Annotated in this window: 20 protein-coding genes; 13 read left to right on the top strand and 7 right to left on the bottom strand. The window is 68.1% G+C overall.

Translation table 11 applies throughout. The annotated features are described in order from the left end of the window. Window positions 1-57: 57 nt before the first annotated feature. Window positions 58-462 (top strand): RidA family protein, encoded by a 405-nt coding sequence (locus ACYVII_RS15120; RefSeq protein ID WP_460536550.1) that lies wholly within the window; start codon window positions 58-60, stop codon window positions 460-462. Here ACYVII_RS15120 and ACYVII_RS15115 read toward each other — a convergent pair. Continuing rightward, complete coding sequence (locus ACYVII_RS15115; protein WP_460536548.1) at window positions 414-1,472, bottom strand: BadF/BadG/BcrA/BcrD ATPase family protein; 1,059 nt, start codon at window positions 1,470-1,472, stop codon at window positions 414-416. The two genes, ACYVII_RS15120 and ACYVII_RS15115, sit on opposite strands and share 49 nt — an antisense overlap. Between ACYVII_RS15115 and ACYVII_RS15110 the strand changes: the two genes are divergently transcribed. Genes ACYVII_RS15110 through ACYVII_RS15095 form a run of 4 tightly spaced genes read left to right on the top strand, consistent with a single transcriptional unit; the run spans window position 1,441 to window position 2,928 of the window. Beyond that, window positions 1,441-1,917 carry a GrpB family protein gene (locus ACYVII_RS15110; protein ID WP_460536546.1) on the top strand — a complete coding sequence of 159 codons (477 nt, stop codon included), beginning with the start codon at window positions 1,441-1,443 and terminating at the stop codon, window positions 1,915-1,917. The genes ACYVII_RS15115 and ACYVII_RS15110 overlap by 32 nt on opposite strands. Continuing rightward, complete coding sequence (locus ACYVII_RS15105; protein ID WP_460536543.1) at window positions 1,862-2,125, top strand: GrpB family protein; 264 nt, start codon at window positions 1,862-1,864, stop codon at window positions 2,123-2,125. Before ACYVII_RS15110 ends, ACYVII_RS15105 begins: the two co-directional genes overlap by 56 nt. A 42-nt stretch (window positions 2,126-2,167) precedes the next feature. Then, window positions 2,168-2,545: a VOC family protein gene (locus tag ACYVII_RS15100; protein ID WP_460536541.1), complete on the top strand. Its 378-nt coding sequence runs from the start codon at window positions 2,168-2,170 to the stop codon at window positions 2,543-2,545. Between the two features lie 29 nt (window positions 2,546-2,574). Further along, on the top strand, window positions 2,575-2,928 hold the full coding sequence (locus ACYVII_RS15095; protein WP_460536539.1) for a VOC family protein: 354 nt from the start codon (window positions 2,575-2,577) through the stop codon (window positions 2,926-2,928). On the opposite strand, the gene ACYVII_RS15090 is transcribed toward ACYVII_RS15095, so the two are convergent. Beyond that, the gene (locus ACYVII_RS15090; protein ID WP_460536537.1) at window positions 2,921-3,343 is read right to left on the bottom strand and encodes a hypothetical protein; all 423 of its coding nucleotides are present in this window, start codon (window positions 3,341-3,343) and stop codon (window positions 2,921-2,923) included. The genes ACYVII_RS15095 and ACYVII_RS15090 overlap by 8 nt on opposite strands. A gap of 172 nt (window positions 3,344-3,515) precedes the next feature. Here ACYVII_RS15090 and ACYVII_RS15085 point away from each other — a divergent pair, with 172 nt between their 5' ends. Then, window positions 3,516-4,133 (top strand): FMN-binding negative transcriptional regulator, encoded by a 618-nt coding sequence (locus ACYVII_RS15085; protein ID WP_460536535.1) that lies wholly within the window; start codon window positions 3,516-3,518, stop codon window positions 4,131-4,133. Between the two features lie 92 nt (window positions 4,134-4,225). Beyond that, entirely contained in the window at window positions 4,226-5,248 is a 1,023-nt protein-coding gene (locus tag ACYVII_RS15080; protein WP_460536534.1) for a lactonase family protein, read from the top strand. 285 nt (window positions 5,249-5,533) lie between these two features. Here the strand turns inward: ACYVII_RS15080 and ACYVII_RS15075 are convergent, their stop codons facing one another. Further along, window positions 5,534-6,175, bottom strand: a complete 642-nt coding sequence (locus tag ACYVII_RS15075; RefSeq protein ID WP_460536531.1) for a winged helix-turn-helix transcriptional regulator — start codon at window positions 6,173-6,175, stop codon at window positions 5,534-5,536. Window positions 6,176-6,187: 12 nt separating this feature from the next. Beyond that, complete coding sequence (locus ACYVII_RS15070) at window positions 6,188-6,622, bottom strand: VOC family protein (protein ID WP_460536529.1); 435 nt, start codon at window positions 6,620-6,622, stop codon at window positions 6,188-6,190. Between the two features lie 554 nt (window positions 6,623-7,176). On the opposite strand from ACYVII_RS15070, the gene ACYVII_RS15065 reads away from it, so the two are divergent. The 5 genes from ACYVII_RS15065 (at window position 7,177) to ACYVII_RS15045 (ending at window position 11,014) form a co-directional block, all read left to right on the top strand. Then, the gene (locus tag ACYVII_RS15065; RefSeq protein ID WP_460536527.1) at window positions 7,177-7,440 is read left to right on the top strand and encodes a hypothetical protein; all 264 of its coding nucleotides are present in this window, start codon (window positions 7,177-7,179) and stop codon (window positions 7,438-7,440) included. 97 nt (window positions 7,441-7,537) lie between these two features. Continuing rightward, the gene (locus ACYVII_RS15060) at window positions 7,538-8,347 is read left to right on the top strand and encodes an ABC transporter ATP-binding protein (protein ID WP_460536525.1); all 810 of its coding nucleotides are present in this window, start codon (window positions 7,538-7,540) and stop codon (window positions 8,345-8,347) included. Further along, window positions 8,344-9,684, top strand: a complete 1,341-nt coding sequence (locus ACYVII_RS15055; protein WP_460536523.1) for a cell division FtsX domain-containing protein — start codon at window positions 8,344-8,346, stop codon at window positions 9,682-9,684. Before ACYVII_RS15060 ends, ACYVII_RS15055 begins: the two co-directional genes overlap by 4 nt. Before the next feature lie 41 nt (window positions 9,685-9,725). After that, the gene (locus ACYVII_RS15050) at window positions 9,726-10,052 is read left to right on the top strand and encodes a chorismate mutase (RefSeq protein ID WP_460536521.1); all 327 of its coding nucleotides are present in this window, start codon (window positions 9,726-9,728) and stop codon (window positions 10,050-10,052) included. Further along, window positions 10,049-11,014: an SDR family NAD(P)-dependent oxidoreductase gene (locus ACYVII_RS15045; RefSeq protein ID WP_460536519.1), complete on the top strand. Its 966-nt coding sequence runs from the start codon at window positions 10,049-10,051 to the stop codon at window positions 11,012-11,014. The genes ACYVII_RS15050 and ACYVII_RS15045 overlap by 4 nt, the downstream gene beginning before the upstream one ends. Before the next feature lie 6 nt (window positions 11,015-11,020). Here the strand turns inward: ACYVII_RS15045 and ACYVII_RS15040 are convergent, their stop codons facing one another. The 3 genes from ACYVII_RS15040 to soxR form a co-directional block, all read right to left on the bottom strand. Further along, the gene (locus tag ACYVII_RS15040; RefSeq protein ID WP_460536517.1) at window positions 11,021-11,623 is read right to left on the bottom strand and encodes a TetR/AcrR family transcriptional regulator; all 603 of its coding nucleotides are present in this window, start codon (window positions 11,621-11,623) and stop codon (window positions 11,021-11,023) included. Between the two features lie 81 nt (window positions 11,624-11,704). After that, on the bottom strand, window positions 11,705-12,064 hold the full coding sequence (locus tag ACYVII_RS15035; protein WP_460536516.1) for an SPW repeat protein: 360 nt from the start codon (window positions 12,062-12,064) through the stop codon (window positions 11,705-11,707). Window positions 12,065-12,183: 119 nt separating this feature from the next. After that, window positions 12,184-12,642, bottom strand: coding sequence for a redox-sensitive transcriptional activator SoxR (gene soxR, locus ACYVII_RS15030; protein ID WP_460536514.1), 459 nt, complete (start codon window positions 12,640-12,642; stop codon window positions 12,184-12,186). Window positions 12,643-12,705: 63 nt separating this feature from the next. Here soxR and ACYVII_RS15025 point away from each other — a divergent pair, with 63 nt between their 5' ends. Next, entirely contained in the window at window positions 12,706-14,190 is a 1,485-nt protein-coding gene (locus ACYVII_RS15025) for an MFS transporter (protein ID WP_460536512.1), read from the top strand. Window positions 14,191-14,571 lie beyond the last annotated feature (381 nt).

Below are 14,571 nucleotides of genomic sequence, written 5' to 3'. Positions count from 1 at the left end.
GTGTCGTTCCGCGGTCCGAATTGGCGGGTGGCCGCGCGAGAAGTGGAAGATGGCCGAGTGCCCAGTGTCGTGGAACTCATCCGATCGTCAGAGCTGTCCGACCGCGCGGAGTACGCCTACGCCGCCACGGCGCCGGCGGATGCTCGCCTGATATTCCTGGCCGGATCCTGTCCTCTGAATGCCGACGGTTCGACCGCCGCGGTCGGCGACTACGCCGAGCAAGCGCGCAAGTGCCTCGAGAACATGTCGCTGGCGTTGGCGGCGGCGGGAGCATCCATCAGCGACGTGATCAGCACGAGGGTGCTCGTCGCGACGACGAAGCAATCGGTTCTGGGCACCGTGTGGCGGATCGTGCGCGACACCTTCGGCGACCACGATGTTCCGAGCACTCTGATGGGTGTGACGGTGTTGGGCTACGACGACCAGCTCGTAGAGATCGAGGCGACCGCGGCCGTGCGGTGATAATCGCCGCGCGAATCATTCGCAAGAACCGCTGTCCGTAGGCGGGTCAGCAGCCCATCGCTCCAACGGACGCCCGCCGCCTCGTACGCAAGAAGCGCTGCGCCCTGCAGCGGGCCGAGTGCCGAGGGCACGACCAGGACGGGAACCGCACCTGGCTCCTCGGCCAGCGCATCGGCAAAGCGGCGGCGGAACGACGGATGCGTCGCGACGGCTCCTTCGAGTGCGACCTGCACTGGATTGTCGCCGACCACCGGCGCCAGCAGCTGCACGCTGCGTGCCGTCTTTCGAGCGAGCTCGCGAAGGGCCCGATCAGCCAGAGGTGAGGTCTCCGCCGCCGCAGTGATCGTGGGTGCGAGGCGCCCGTACCGGGGCATGACCTCCGTGCGTTCCGTCCTTCGAAGGCCGAGGATGACCGCGCGCAGCTCGTCGACATCGCTCGCGCCCCAATACGCGAGCACGTCGGAGACGAACCCGGCATCATCCTCCCCGCCTGCTCCGATCAGGACCATTTGCACCGCATCGAAGGCCAGATGCCGTGCGGCACCGGCGTAGTGCTCGAACCAGCCGTTCTCCACCTCGCGTCCATCGGGGGTGATCGCCAGTGCCGTCGATCCTGTGCCGGCTATGACGATCACACCCGCTTTGCCGAGCAGTGCTCCGCGATGGGCGATCACGGCATCGTTGACGAGCGACCGCGGGCAGCTCGCCGGGATCTCATTGAAGAACTCTGCCGCCCACCGGTTCACAGAGCCGTCGAGCGGACTGGACTTGATCTCTGCGATTCCCGCTGCAAGGCCCACAGCGTTGGCTGCATCAAGGTCGGCAAGCAGGAGGCACTCGCGCACCGCCTGGGCCACGTTCTCGGCGGCGTTCCGGTTGTGGAACGGGCTTCCGCCGCGACCGGTGAACGTCGAGAGCGGCGAGCCGTCGAGGCTGAAGCATCCGACGCGTGTGTGCGTTCCGCCGGAATCCACCCCGATGACGAACGGCTCTCGGTTGTGCGAACGCATGGGCCGAGCCTATTGGTCGCCGACTAGCGTGGACACGATGACATCCACGCAGAACCCGGCCGCGCTTTCGGACTACGACCCGCGCTGGCCGCTTCGTGCGGAACAGCTACTCGCAGGCATCCGCGAAGCTCTCCGCGATATGCCGGGCGCGAGTGGCGCCGTATACGACCACATCGGATCGACATCCGTTCCCGGCCTCGCGGCGAAACCCTTCGTCGACCTGCAGGTGCGGATGCTGCCACTTCCGTCTGACGTCGTTCTCATCGAAAGGCTCCGCCACCTCGGTTACAGAAGCGAAGGGCTCGCGTCCCGATTCTCCGGGAGTCGACCGAGACATCCCTCGTGGAGATCGCCAGGTCAGCGACGACGTCTGGGCGAAGTCGCTGTTCGTGCACGACGACGGCGTCATTCTGCACGTGCGCCGTTCCGACTCGCCGTGGGGTGAGTACACGGTGTGGTTCCGCGACTGGCTGCGCGCGCATCCGCAGGAGCGCGAGCGGTACGAACGGCTGAAGCGACACCTGAGCGCGCAGAATGCGGGAAAGCCGGACTACGACGACTACACCCGGGCGAAGACGGTGTTCTTCGACGAAGCGCAGGAACGATTCGAGGAGTGGGCGGCTGTCGATCACGCCGAACCCGAATCGTCATGACCATGAAGCCGCCGAACCACGCGGCGCGATGAAGGAGTCGTCATGAGCACCATTGCCCACATCACGGGCGTTCGCACCGTGAGCATCCCCGTCGACGATCAGGATGCCGCACTGCGGTTCTACGCCGACACGCTCGGTTTCACTGTGCTGCGCGACATGCCGACGCCGAATGGCAGCCGCTGGATCGAGCTCGCTCCCGCGGAGAACAGTGTCATCGTCACGCTGGAGCCCGCCGCGCCGGATGTCACGCGCGGCGCCATCGGCATCCGCTTCACCACGGATGACATCGACGCTGCGCACTCAGCCATGGCCGACCGTGGCGTCGAGGTGGATGACATCCTCCGGTGGCCCGGAGTTCCCGCCATGTTCGCCTTCCGCGACATCGACGGCAACACGTTCTCGATCACCGAACTGGCGTGATGGTGCCAGGGCCTCCCTATGCTCGTGGGATGGCTCTGGCATGGGAACAGGTGATCGTCCACGCGATCGATCCGGTCGCGCTCGGCACGTGGTGGGCGGAGGCACTCGGATGGTCTGTCGTCTACTCCGATGATGACGAGTTCGAGATCCGACCCGAACGTGACAAGCAGCCGGCGCTCGACTTCGTACGGGTCGATGAGCCCAAACAAGGCAAGAGCCGACTTCACCTCGACTTCCGGCCGGACGACCAGGACGCGGAGGTGGCACGACTTCTCGCCCACGGCGCTCAGCGGATCGACATCGGCCAGGGAGAGCAGTCGTGGGTCGTGCTCGCCGACCCCGAGGGAAACGAATTCTGCGTGCTCGCCGCGCGCGTCAGGTGAAGTAGCCGCCGAACGTCCAGGTCGTCCCGGCATCGACCGCGATCGTGAAGTGCACGACGGCCACCCTGGGCGGCAGCGGCATCTGATAGCCGCTGTCGCCACCGCAGGACCCGCCTTCGAAGACCCCCGGATCTTCTACCAGCGTGACCGTGCCGTCGCTGCTGCACTCCCAATTCGAGTTCAGGTACGCCGAGCCGTTCGGCACCCTGACAGTGAGCGTCTCGCTGCCCGTGCCCGAGAAGTTCACCGTGCCCAAGGGAACGGTCGATGGATGCGACGGCGACGGGGTGGATGCCACGAGCAACGTCGGCGCAGGGGGAACAGGCTCCGGCTTCGGTGCGGTGCATCCGGCGAGGCCGGTGCACACAGCTGCAACTCCGATCGCGATCGCAACCGCCGATGCTGCACGCCGCACTGTGACTCCTCCGTCCGCACCCGACGATATCCATCCACACGGATGCCCGCCAGCAGCACCCGCAGAGAGCCCCAAGTCGCCCGCGATAGTTTGAGGTCATCCCAACGGCGACTCGAGCGCGCGAGCACAGGCATCCGCTGCTCCGTCGCGACTGGGAATGGAAGGACTCCCGATGCGTCACACGCCCCACTACCTGATGACGGATCCCGAAGAGGTCAAGCGACTGATCCGGGGCAACCCGTGGGCCACGTTCGTCTCCCCCACCTCCAACGGACTGATCGCGTCGCACTACCCCGTGATGGTCGATGAAGACGCCGATGGCATCACGATCGTCAGCCACTTCGGTCGCCCCGACGACGAGCTGCACGAGCTGGGACAGCACGAGATCCTGGTGGTCATCCAGGGTCCGCACGACTACGTCTCACCCAGCTGGTACGCGCCCGGCGACCTCGTTCCCACCTGGAACCACGTCACCGCGCACCTCTACGGCACGCCGGAGATCCTCACCGAAGAGGAGAACTACCGGGTGCTCGACCGGCTCACGGACTACTTCGAGAACCACTATCCGAACGGACGGCACCTCAGCGAAGACGAGGCCGGCACGCGCCGCATTGCCAAGGGAACGGTGGGCTTGCGGATGCACGTGGCCCGCTTCGACGCGCGCGCGAAGCTCAGTCAGAACAAGACTCCGGATGTCATCGAGAACGTGACGGAACACATCGCCGAGAACAATCCCGCACTGGCTCGGGAGATGCGCCGTGTGAACGGCCGGGACACCACCCACACGTGACCCCCACGGTTCAACTCGGTCAGATGGCCCTTTTCCCGCCGTCTAGGGCCATCTGAGCGACCTTAATCGAGGTGCGCCACCAGACTGGATGCATGACCTCCTCGCTCTGGCTCGGCACGTACACGGGTGACTCCGGCGGGCACGGTCGCGGCATCGCCCGCGTGGACCTCGGGCCCGATGAAAACGGTGCGGAAGGCACGATCACGGGCATCCATACCGCGGCCGCAGCGGATTCGCCGTCGTTCGTCGCAACGCATCCGACCCTGCCCGTCGTATACGCGGTCGAGGAGTTCGCGGGGCGCATCCGAGCGTTCCGCGTGACAGAGACCGGCGACCTCGAGCCGCTGGGCGACGCGCATCCTGCCGGTGAGGCGGTGTGCCACGTCGGGGTCGCACCGCACGGAGGGTACGCGATCGCCACGTGCTGGGGCGACGGACGCGTGCTCGCCTACGAGCTCGACGAGCGCGGAGCGATCGTCGGGCGGGCGGAAGCACGGGCATCCGTCGACCCGTACAGCGACATCGCCGATGAGCCCAGACCGAGCCGTGCGCACTCGGCGATGTTCCTGCCCGACGGACGCGTGCTCACCACCGACCTCGGGCACGACACGGTGCGTGTGTGGCGGGCGGACGGCGCCTCGCTCGTGCCGGTCGCCGAGACGGTGCTGCCCTTCGGCAGCGGACCGCGGCACATGGCGCTGCATCCGAGCGGCCACGTGTATGTGGTGACCGAGTACTCGATCGAGGTCGTCGTGCTCGACCCTAAGACGCTGGCCGTGGCATCCGTGGTGCCGGCGATCATGCCGCACGAGCGCGACGGCAACGCCGCGGCGCACATCTCGTTCGACGGTCACCGGCATGTTCATGTCACGGTGCGCGGCGCCAACGTCGTGGGCGTGCTCGAGGTGACGGATGCCGGTGCGAGAGTGCATCCGATCACCAGCGTCGACTGCGGTGGCAAGTGGCCCCGGCACCACCTGCAGCTCGGCGACCGCTTCTACGTGGCGAACCAGCTCAGCGAGGACATCGCCGTGTTCCGGCTGCGCGACGGGATGCCCGAACTCGTCACGACCGTGCCGACCGGCTCGCCGACGTGCCTGGTGCCCGTGGCCTGAAGCGGCCTCTCGACGGTTGTCCCCGGACGTTGCCCCATCGTCGCCCACGCGACAACTGGGGCCAGGTCGACGGAAGGTCGCCCTGAGTCCGCTCTCTCACGGCGTCGGCGTCGAGAATTGCCGTCCGGGGTTGTCGTTACTCCCGCCACGAACGGCAACTTCGGACTGGGAAGTCGCGGCGAAGCGGAACTTCCAGTCCGAACGTGTCGTCATCGGCCGGCGTCGCGGCAGTCCGGGACGGTGACTTGATGGTGAGCCCGGGTTGCTTCAATGTCCGGAGAGCGATCACGCGGCGAGGTGGAATGTGCTCGCGAAGCGGCCCAGTAGCTCGCGCGGCCCCTGCAGCACCTCGACCACGCCGGTGTCGATGGCCTGTGCCGGTTCCAGTTCGCCGGAGATGAGGCGACGGATGTCCGCCCCCGCCGAAAAGGCGAGGTCGGCGGCTCCGGCGCCGCGCTTGACCTGCAGAGCGGTGCCGTCCACACGCACGAACAACTCGGCCGGGCCGACCCGGGCCGAATAGGCGGTTGCAGGAAGATCCTCCGCAACCTTCGGCTGGAAGGCGGTGCGGAGATCCATCGTCATGGAATCCGGCGTGATGACCTGCTCCGCGCGCGGCTCCCCCAGCGTTTTGAAGCCCCAGGCACCCAGCGCGAGCACGATCGGCTCGAGCTCCCGGCCATACGGCGTCAGTTCGTAGAGGATGATGCGGGAGCGCGGCGCCCTGCGGATGACGCCTGCCGCCTGCAGCTCCTTGAGCCGCGCCGCCAGGATGTTGCTCGGGATCCGCGGCAATCCCGCCGCGAGTTCCCCGTAGCGGCGCGGCCCGACGAGCAGGTCGCGAACGATCAGCAGCGCCCAACGCTCCCCGACGAGTTCCAGCGCCTGGCTGACGCCGCCGTACTGGCCATAGTCTCGCGCGGCCACAAGCGGCGCGGCTCAGGCCTGCTGGTTCGCGAAGGCCTCCGGCCCCTGTTCGGCGGCGACCGGGTCCATCCAGCCGAACTCGAGCATGTTGCCGTCGGGGTCGGTGAGCTGCCGCTGGTACATGAAGCCGTAGTCGGCGGCGGGGCGGTCCTCGCTGCCTCCGGCCTCGACACCCCTGGCGACCGTGGCATCGACCTCGTCACGGCTGTCGAGGAAGATCGCCGTCGACACCGAAACGCTCTCGCTCGGGTCTCCGATCGGACGATCGGTGAATGTCTGGAAGAAGTCGCGCACCAGGATCATGAAGTAGTTGTGGTCCTCCTCGACCACGACGCAGGCAGCGTTGTGATCGGTGAACTGCGGATTGATGCGGAATCCGAGCGCCGTGTAGAACGCCTTCGAGCGCTCCAGGTCGGTCACCGGCAGGTTGACGAACATCGCGGTCATCGTGGTCTCCCTTGTACGGGTCCGGAATGAGTTCCGGATGTGATGAGCACCACACTTGCAAAAAACAAGTGATGCGTCAAGAGCCAAATGTAGATGTCGGACGAGACCGATTGCTTGACTCGCTCGCTTCGCGTCCTCGAGAGTGGGCGGGCCAGCCGATACGAGGAGGCCCGATGCGATCGACGTTCCCCATGCCGGACAATCCGTGGCCGCATGACATGGTGATCACGATCGAGGACAGCGCGCATTCTCTGCTCGATTTGTTGTGGGTACGAGAGGCGTGGCAGCTGGAACCGGAAGGCTCGGAACTCCCGCCGGTGCTCACGGCGACTCCGGCGCGAGTGAGTTCCGCAGAACGAGCGAAAGCCCCCATCGCCGCATGGCGGGACGCCTGGCCCGCGTTGTGGCAATCCTGCCTTCGGCATGCCGGGAAACAACGGGATCCTGAATCGATAAGGCGGCTGCACGCCTCTGCACTCGGTTCCAGCGAACGAGCGGAGCTTCTCCAAGAACTCGTGGGCCCATCGTGGAGTGAGAACTTCGGCACTGATGCATTGACCGCCGCCGATCACCAGCGGTGGGAGGAAGCCTTTTACAAGCAGCACGGAAGGCGAGTCTCGCAGCCGTACGACGAGAGTCCGGAACGCGTGTGCCTCGACACGCTCGTACCCGCATGGCGAGCGGGCCTGACCAAGATCGTCGAGATCCCGTGCCGCGGCACCTTCACGCGCATCCTCGGACCTCACTCGATCCTCGTAACAGAGGAGACCCGCGCAGACCCCGGCCGCTACCGAGAAGCGCTGACGCTCTTCGCCTGAGAACATTCACGGCGTCATCCCTCCGGCTGACCCCTCGGTGCCCCGAATCAACCCGTGGCCTGACGCGCGAGACGACCACAACCGGAACGATGGATGCATGGCTGCGATTCTCGAGGCATCCGCCCTCACGAAGTCCTACGGCGAGACCCACGCGCTGGCTGGTGTCACGCTCGACGTTAAGGCGGGGGAGGCGCTGGCGATCATGGGCGCGTCCGGGTCGGGCAAGTCCACGTTGCTGCACGTGCTGGCGGGCATCCTTCCACCGGATTCCGGATGGGTCGCCCTTCATGCACCGCAAGGCACGGTGTCGGTCGGCGAACTGAACGATGCCGCGCGTTCGGCACTGCGGCGCGACACGTTCGGATTCGTGTTCCAGCAGGGGCTGCTCATTCCGGAGTTGACCGCCATGGAGAACGCGGCTCTGCCGCTGATGCTGCGCGGCGTTCCGCGCCCTGAGGCGGAACAGCGCGCGGCAGGCTGGCTCGCCGCCCTCGGGCTCGCCGGCCTGGAACAGCGCCGCATCGGCCAGCTCTCCGGCGGCCAGGCGCAGCGCGTCGCCGTCGCCCGGGCTCAGGTGATCGAGCCGCTCGTGGTGTTCGCCGACGAGCCGACCGGCGCGCTCGACTCCACAACGTCGGCCGAGGTGATGGATGCCCTCATCTCCTCGACCACCGGCCGCGGCCGCACGCTCGTGGTGGTCACTCACGACGAGGGCGTCGCCGCCCGCTGCACCCGCGTGGTTCGGCTGCGCGACGGGCTCGTCGTCGAGACCCGGTCGAAGGTGGCGGGCATGGACTACATCCAGACGCCGGCCGGAGCGGGAGCCGGGACGATGCCGCAGGTGATCGGTGCGGGAACGGGCGCGGGCCACCCGGCAACCGCCGCACCGCAGGGGCAGGACCGATGAAGACGCTCACCGTCGCCCGCCTGCTCGCGAGACCGACGGCATCCGGAAGAGCTGCCCTGGGGCTGCCGATCGTGGCGTTCGGCGTCGCGACAGCGCTGCTGCTGACGACGCTGGCCGGTGCGATGTCGTTCTTCCGCTGGCATGACGAGCTCGGTTTCACGTATCAGGTGCTCGCGATCTTCGCGTCCGCACTGCTGCTCGTTCCCCTCGCGTCGCTCGGCGGCTCCGCGGCACGCCTCTCGGCTCGGCGCAGGGATGACCGCCTCGCGACACTGCGCCTGCTCGGCGCCACGACCGGTTTCGTCGCCCGCCTGACCGTGCTCGAATCGATCGCGCTCGCCGTCGTCGGCGCCCTCGGCGGCGTCGTGCTCTATCTGGCGCTGACTCCGCTGGTAGGACTGATCTCGTTCCGCGGGCATCCGATCGGGGCGGCGGCACTGCTGCTCAACCCGCTCATCGTCGCGGCCGTCGTCGTGGGGGTCGGCCTGCTCGCCGGTGTCAGCGCCGTGATCGGTCTGCGCAGCGTGGTCGTCTCGCCGCTCGGCGTGCGCACCAGGCAGTCGGCGCCGCGCTCGCATTGGATCCGCGTCGTGGCTGGCGTCGCCGTCGTCGTGGCCGTCGTGTTCTGCGTCGCCAATCCCAGCCTGCTCGGTGGCGCCGTGACCGTGATCGTCGTGCTGGCCACGGCATTCGCGGCGGCCAACGCAGTGCTCGGCCTTGTCGGCCCGTTCGTGATCAAGAGGTTCGCGATGTCGGGACTGCGCAGGGCGAACACACCGCAGCGCCTCATCGCCGCACGGTCCGTGCTCGAATCGCCGAAGGCCGCCTGGCGTCAGGTGAGCGGCGTCTCGATGACGAGCTTCATCGCGGTCTTCGCAGGCACGGCGCTCGCCATGGTCGGAGCGGTGAGCGGCGATCGCGGTGGGCCGGAGCAGAACATTCTGCTGGGGGACATCCGCACCGGCGTCTTCATCACGCTGGCCATCTCGTTCGTGATGGTGGCGTGCTCGGTAGGGGTGAGTCAGGCATCCGCGATCCTGGACCGCCGCGAGCTCTACATCAGCCTGGATCGGCTCGGGATGCCCGTGAAGACCATGAACTCCGCCCGCGTTCGCGCTGTGCTGTCCCCGCTGCGCGTCGTCACGGTCGGGTCGGCGGTCACGGCCGCCGTCATCGTGTTGCCGATGGCCGGCGCGGCGCTCGTGCTGGCCCCGTTGTCGCTGGTGACGATCGCGGCCAGCATCGCCGGTGGCATCCTGGTGGTCTGGCTCGGACTCCTGGCGACCCGGCCCGTGCTGCAACGGACGCTCAGCGAACCGATCGCGATGACCGAGTGATCACCAAGGTCGGAGGCACCAAGAGCGACTACCCTCGACACATGCCCCAGAATGATCAGCAGGATGACCGCGCGCGCGCCCTGGAGCACCTCTACGCCATTCGGGAGAGCATCGACAACATCGATGCCGCGCTGATCCACCTGCTCGCCGAGCGGTTCAAGTTCACCAAGCAGGTCGGATATCTGAAGGCTGAGCACGGGCTGCCCGCCGAGGACCCGGTGCGGGAACGCGAGCACATCAAGCACCTGCGCGAGCTCGCCGTGGAGAGCCACCTCGACCCGGAGTTCGCCGAGAAGTGGTTCAACTTCGTGGTGGCCGAGGTGATCCACCACCACGTGCGCGCCGGCGCGCAGCACCCGGTCGAGTGAGCGCCGTTAGCGCCGCCGAACAATCCGCACACAACGGCAGCGCGGGCAACATCCCCGACCAGACCGGTCGCACGGCGGTCGTGACGGGAGCGAACAAGGGCATCGGATTCTTCACGGCTGCCGCGCTCGCCGGCGCGGGCGCGCATGTCGTGCTCGCGTGCCGCAGCACGGAGCGGGCGGATGCCGCCGCGCGCGCCCTCCGCGCGAGGTGCGCACGCGAGGGGGTGCGGGCATCCGTCGAGGTGCTCCCGCTCGACACGGCCAGTCTCGACAGCGTCGCCGCGGCGGCGAAGGTACTGGGCGAGCGCAAGCGGATCGATCTCATCGTCGCGAACGCCGGCGCAGTGCATCCACCCGAGTCCCGTGAGACCACCGCCGACGGCAACGAACTCGTGCTCGGCACGAACCTGCTCGGCCACTTCGCCTTGCTGGCCGGCCTGATGCCGGTGTTGCGGCGCTCTCCCGGCGCGCGCGTGGTGAGCCTCGGCAGCATGGCCACGCGCCTCAGCTCGTTCCTGCTCGACGACCTGCAACTCGAGCAGAACTATTCGCCGTGGCGGGCCTATGCCCAGTCCAAGATCGCCGTCGAGTCGTTCGGGTTCGAACTGGACCGCCGGATGCGCGCCGCCGAGCTCGACGCCACCAGCGTCGTGGCGCATCCGGGCTACTCGATCAGCGGTCGCACGCCGCGCATTCCCGGGGTCAACGAGCCGTCACGGATGACCGTGTTCGCCGACTCGCTGCAGGCACCGTTCACGCAGGGCAAGGATCGCGGCGCGCGGTCCGTGCTGGCTGCTGCGACGCATCCGGATGCCGTTGGCGGCTCGTACTGGGGACCGCGATGGCGCGTGAAGGGTTTGCCCGTGAAGCAGGATCCGGCGTGGCAGTGCGCAGACCCCGCGACAGCGAAGCGGGTCTGGGAGTTCGCGGCGCAGGCGACGGGCCTGCGGTTCGAGGTCTGAACCGCGCTACGCCCGCGCAGACCTGCGGCCGTGCCGCGCTGGACGCAGGCCGTCGGTGACGAACTCAGCGAGCGAGGCGAGTTCGGACCGCGCAGCCTCCGTCGCGCGGTCGGTTCCCAGCGCGAGGATGCCGAGCCACGCCAGCGCCGCGCTGCGCAGGCGTGACGCGGCAGGTCGCACCGGGGAACTCGCGGCCAGCACCTTCTCGATGAGGGCCTGCAGCCGGTCGCGGTGCTCGAGGAGGGCGGAGAGGACTTCGGGATGCGTGTGCTGCTCGCGTGACACGATGACGCCGATCACGTGCGAGGCATCCTCGAGCTCGCGGATCTTCGCGGTCAGGTTGAGCAGGGAGCGTGCCGGATCTCCCGGCTCGGCAAGCGCGTCCACGTCGACGGGACCGAGCGACATCCGCTCCGCGACCAGGGCGCGCAGCAACTGGGACTTCGTGGGGAAGTAGTAGAACAGCAGCCCCTTCGGCACACCTGCGGCCTCCGCGATCGCGGAGGTCGGGGTGGCGTCGAAGCCGCGCTCGGCGAAGAGACGCTCGGCGGCATCCAGGATGCCTGCGCGAGTCTCGGCTGCCTCTCGGGTTCTGCGAGGCGGGTTCATCGGATGCTCCGGGCGGATAGGGCGGGTAAGAAAGGGCGGGGCGGCAGTCTCGCTGCCACCCCGCTATCGTGTTCGGCCTCGTCAGGCTCGCGAGTGCGCCACGTGGTGGTCGCCGCCGGGGATCGGCACCAACTCCCACGCTGCCACGATGATGGCGACACCGCCGCACACCCACGAGAACCAGGCTGCGCCCATGTGCGTGGCGTACATGCCGGCCCAGGGAGAGATGAACAGCAGCACGCCGAGTACGCCGTGCACCCATTCCATCCAGGCAAGGCCTGGCATCGACAGGTTGATGAGTCCCGCGATGATGAGCAGAACGCCGAGCACGATCATGAGCACGATCGACAGCCCGCCCGGAGTCACCCAACTCGTGGAGATAGCCGCGACGACACCGGCCGCCACGGTCACCCAGTCCTGCCACCTTGTCCACTTCTTCATGAATCACACCTCCTCGATGTGCCCCTCAGGGACGTCTCCACATTACGCCTGATTGACCGCCCGGTCAATAGAATCGGATCTGCACACGGCTCGTGCGGGGCCGTCGTGCGGCGAGCGCCCTACTCCCAGCGACGGGGGCCGGTGCCGTCGCCCGTCGCCCCGAGGGAGTCGTCGGGATTCTGCAGGGTGCAGGTGCGTAGGCTCAGGCATCCGCAGCCCATGCAGCCCGTGAGATCGTTGCGCAGGTGCTCGAGGGCGGTGATGCGGGCATCCAGAGCCTCGCGCCAGTGCGACGAAAGCAGGGCCCAGTCGCGCTTGGTCGGTGTGCGACCCTCCGGCAGCGATTCAAGTGCGGCGCGGATCTCCGCCAGCGGGATGCCCACTCGCTGCGACACGCGAATGAACGCCACTCTGCGCAGCGAGTCGCGCCGGTAGCGCCGCTGGTTGCCGCTCGTGCGCTCGCTGGCCAGCAACCCCTTGCGCTCGTAGAAGTGCAGCGCCGAGACCGCGACGCCGCTGCGCTCGGCCAGCTCGCCCACCGTGAGCATGCGGTGTGCGCCGCCGTCCAGTTGGGGCATCGGCCCTCCTCACCCTTGTCGCGATTGACCTCAACAATAGTTGAGGTCTTATGGTTGGGCACCATGACCGATGAGACGGATGCCGCACCCCAGACGCCGTCTTCCGCTTCGCTGTCCGCTTCGTCGTCGGAACTCCCGCTGGAGGATGCCGGAGGGGCGGCCGCCCGCCGCACCGGCGTCGCGACGGCGGATCCGGCTGCCGAGCCGCGCGGCGGCGTGCTCGGTGCGCACTTCCGTTGGATCACGATCGGGATGTGCGCGCTGGTGCTGTTCGTGGCCTTCGAGGCGATGGCTGTCACCACGGTGATGCCGGTGATCGCACACGAGTTGCACGGGACATCCCTCTATACGCTCGCCTTCTCGGGCTCGACCGCCATCAGCGTGGTCGGCATGGTCGTGGCAGGCGCGTGGTGCGACAGGCGCGGGCCATCGGTGCCTCTCGTGATCGCCGTCGTGCTGTTCGTGATCGGGCTGGCGATCGCGGGGCTCGCACCGAACATGGTGGTCTTCGTGCTCGGACGCCTCGTGCAGGGGCTCGGCGGCGGCGCGCTCACGGTCGCGGTGTACGTGGTCGTCGCGCGGCAGTACCCGACCAGGCTGCAGCCGCACGTCTTCGTCGGGTTCTCGACCGCCTGGGTCGTGCCGTCACTGATCGGACCGTTCCTGGCCGGCCTGCTCGCCGAGACCGTCGGCTGGCGCTGGATCTTCCTCGGCGTGATCGTCGTCGCGGTCGCCGGGTTGCTGATGATCAGACGGGTGCTCGGAGCATCCGGAGATATTGCGGGCGACGATGTGCCGCCGTGGCAGCCGGCCCGTATCGTGTGGTCGGTCGTCGCGGCCTGCGCCGTTCTCGTGCTCGGAACGGCGACGGAGCTCGACGAGCTCTGGCGGTGGATCGTTTTCGTGCTCGCGATGGCGGTGCTCCTGGTGGCTGTGCGTCCGCTTCTGCCCCGCGGAACGCTGCGGCTCGCGCGGGGGCTGCCGTCCGTGATGAGCACGCGCATCTTCATCACGGGTGCCGAGCTGGCCTGCGAGGTGTACGTCCCGTACCTGCTGATCACCCGCTACGGGCTGAGTCCCGCGATCGCCGGGCTCGCCCTCACCGGTGGTGCGATCGCCTGGTCGGGCGGGTCCTGGCTGCAGGGCCGACTCGGCCCGCGCCTGCACAACCGGGGTTGGATCGTCCTGGGCGTGGCATCCATCACCCTGGGTCTCGTCGGCACGACCGTGATCTCCGCTTTCGACCTCTCGCCGTTCGCCGTCTTCGGCGTGTGGATCTTCGCCGGCCTCGGCATGGGGCTGTCCACTCCGCGGCTCTCGGTCATGATGATCGGCTACTCCACGCCGACCGACCAGGGGTTCAACAGCTCGGCGCAGGCGATGGCGGATGCCGTCGGCGGGTCATCCGGGGTCGCCGTCGCCGGACTCGTGTTCGCCTCGCTCACCGCCCTTGGCGCGTCGTGGCCGTTCACGGCGTGCTTCCTGCTCGGTACGGTGCTGGCCGTCGCCGCCCTCGCGACGGCCACCCGCGTGGGCCGGGTGCGCTGAAACCGCCCTGCCGCGTCCGGCCGCGCTCTGCCGTGCGCTGCCGTGCGCTGCCGCGTCCTGCCGTGCGCTGCCGCGCCCTGCCGCGCCCTGCCGTGCGCTGCCGCGTCCTGCCGTGCGCTGCCGCGCCCTGCCGCGCCCTGCCGTGCGCTGCCGCGTCCTGCCGCGCCCTGCCGTGCGCTGCCGCGTCCTGCCGCGCCCTACCGCAGAGCGCCCTAGCGAGACTAGGGGTACGCGCTGAGACCTGGTGCTGTGCAGCTAGTGTGTTGCGTCGTTAATTCGTTGCTAGTTTTTGTTAGGCTGTGGTATGTCTCGACGCGGGCCCGCTCTGGCCGAATTGACGCTTTCCGCGGAGGAGCGGGCGCAGCTTGAGCGGTGGGTGCG

Source organism: Humibacter ginsengiterrae, from assembly GCF_054780115.1.
Note: the sequence above shows the minus strand (reverse complement) of the source record. Positions and strands in the feature narration are given on the sequence as shown.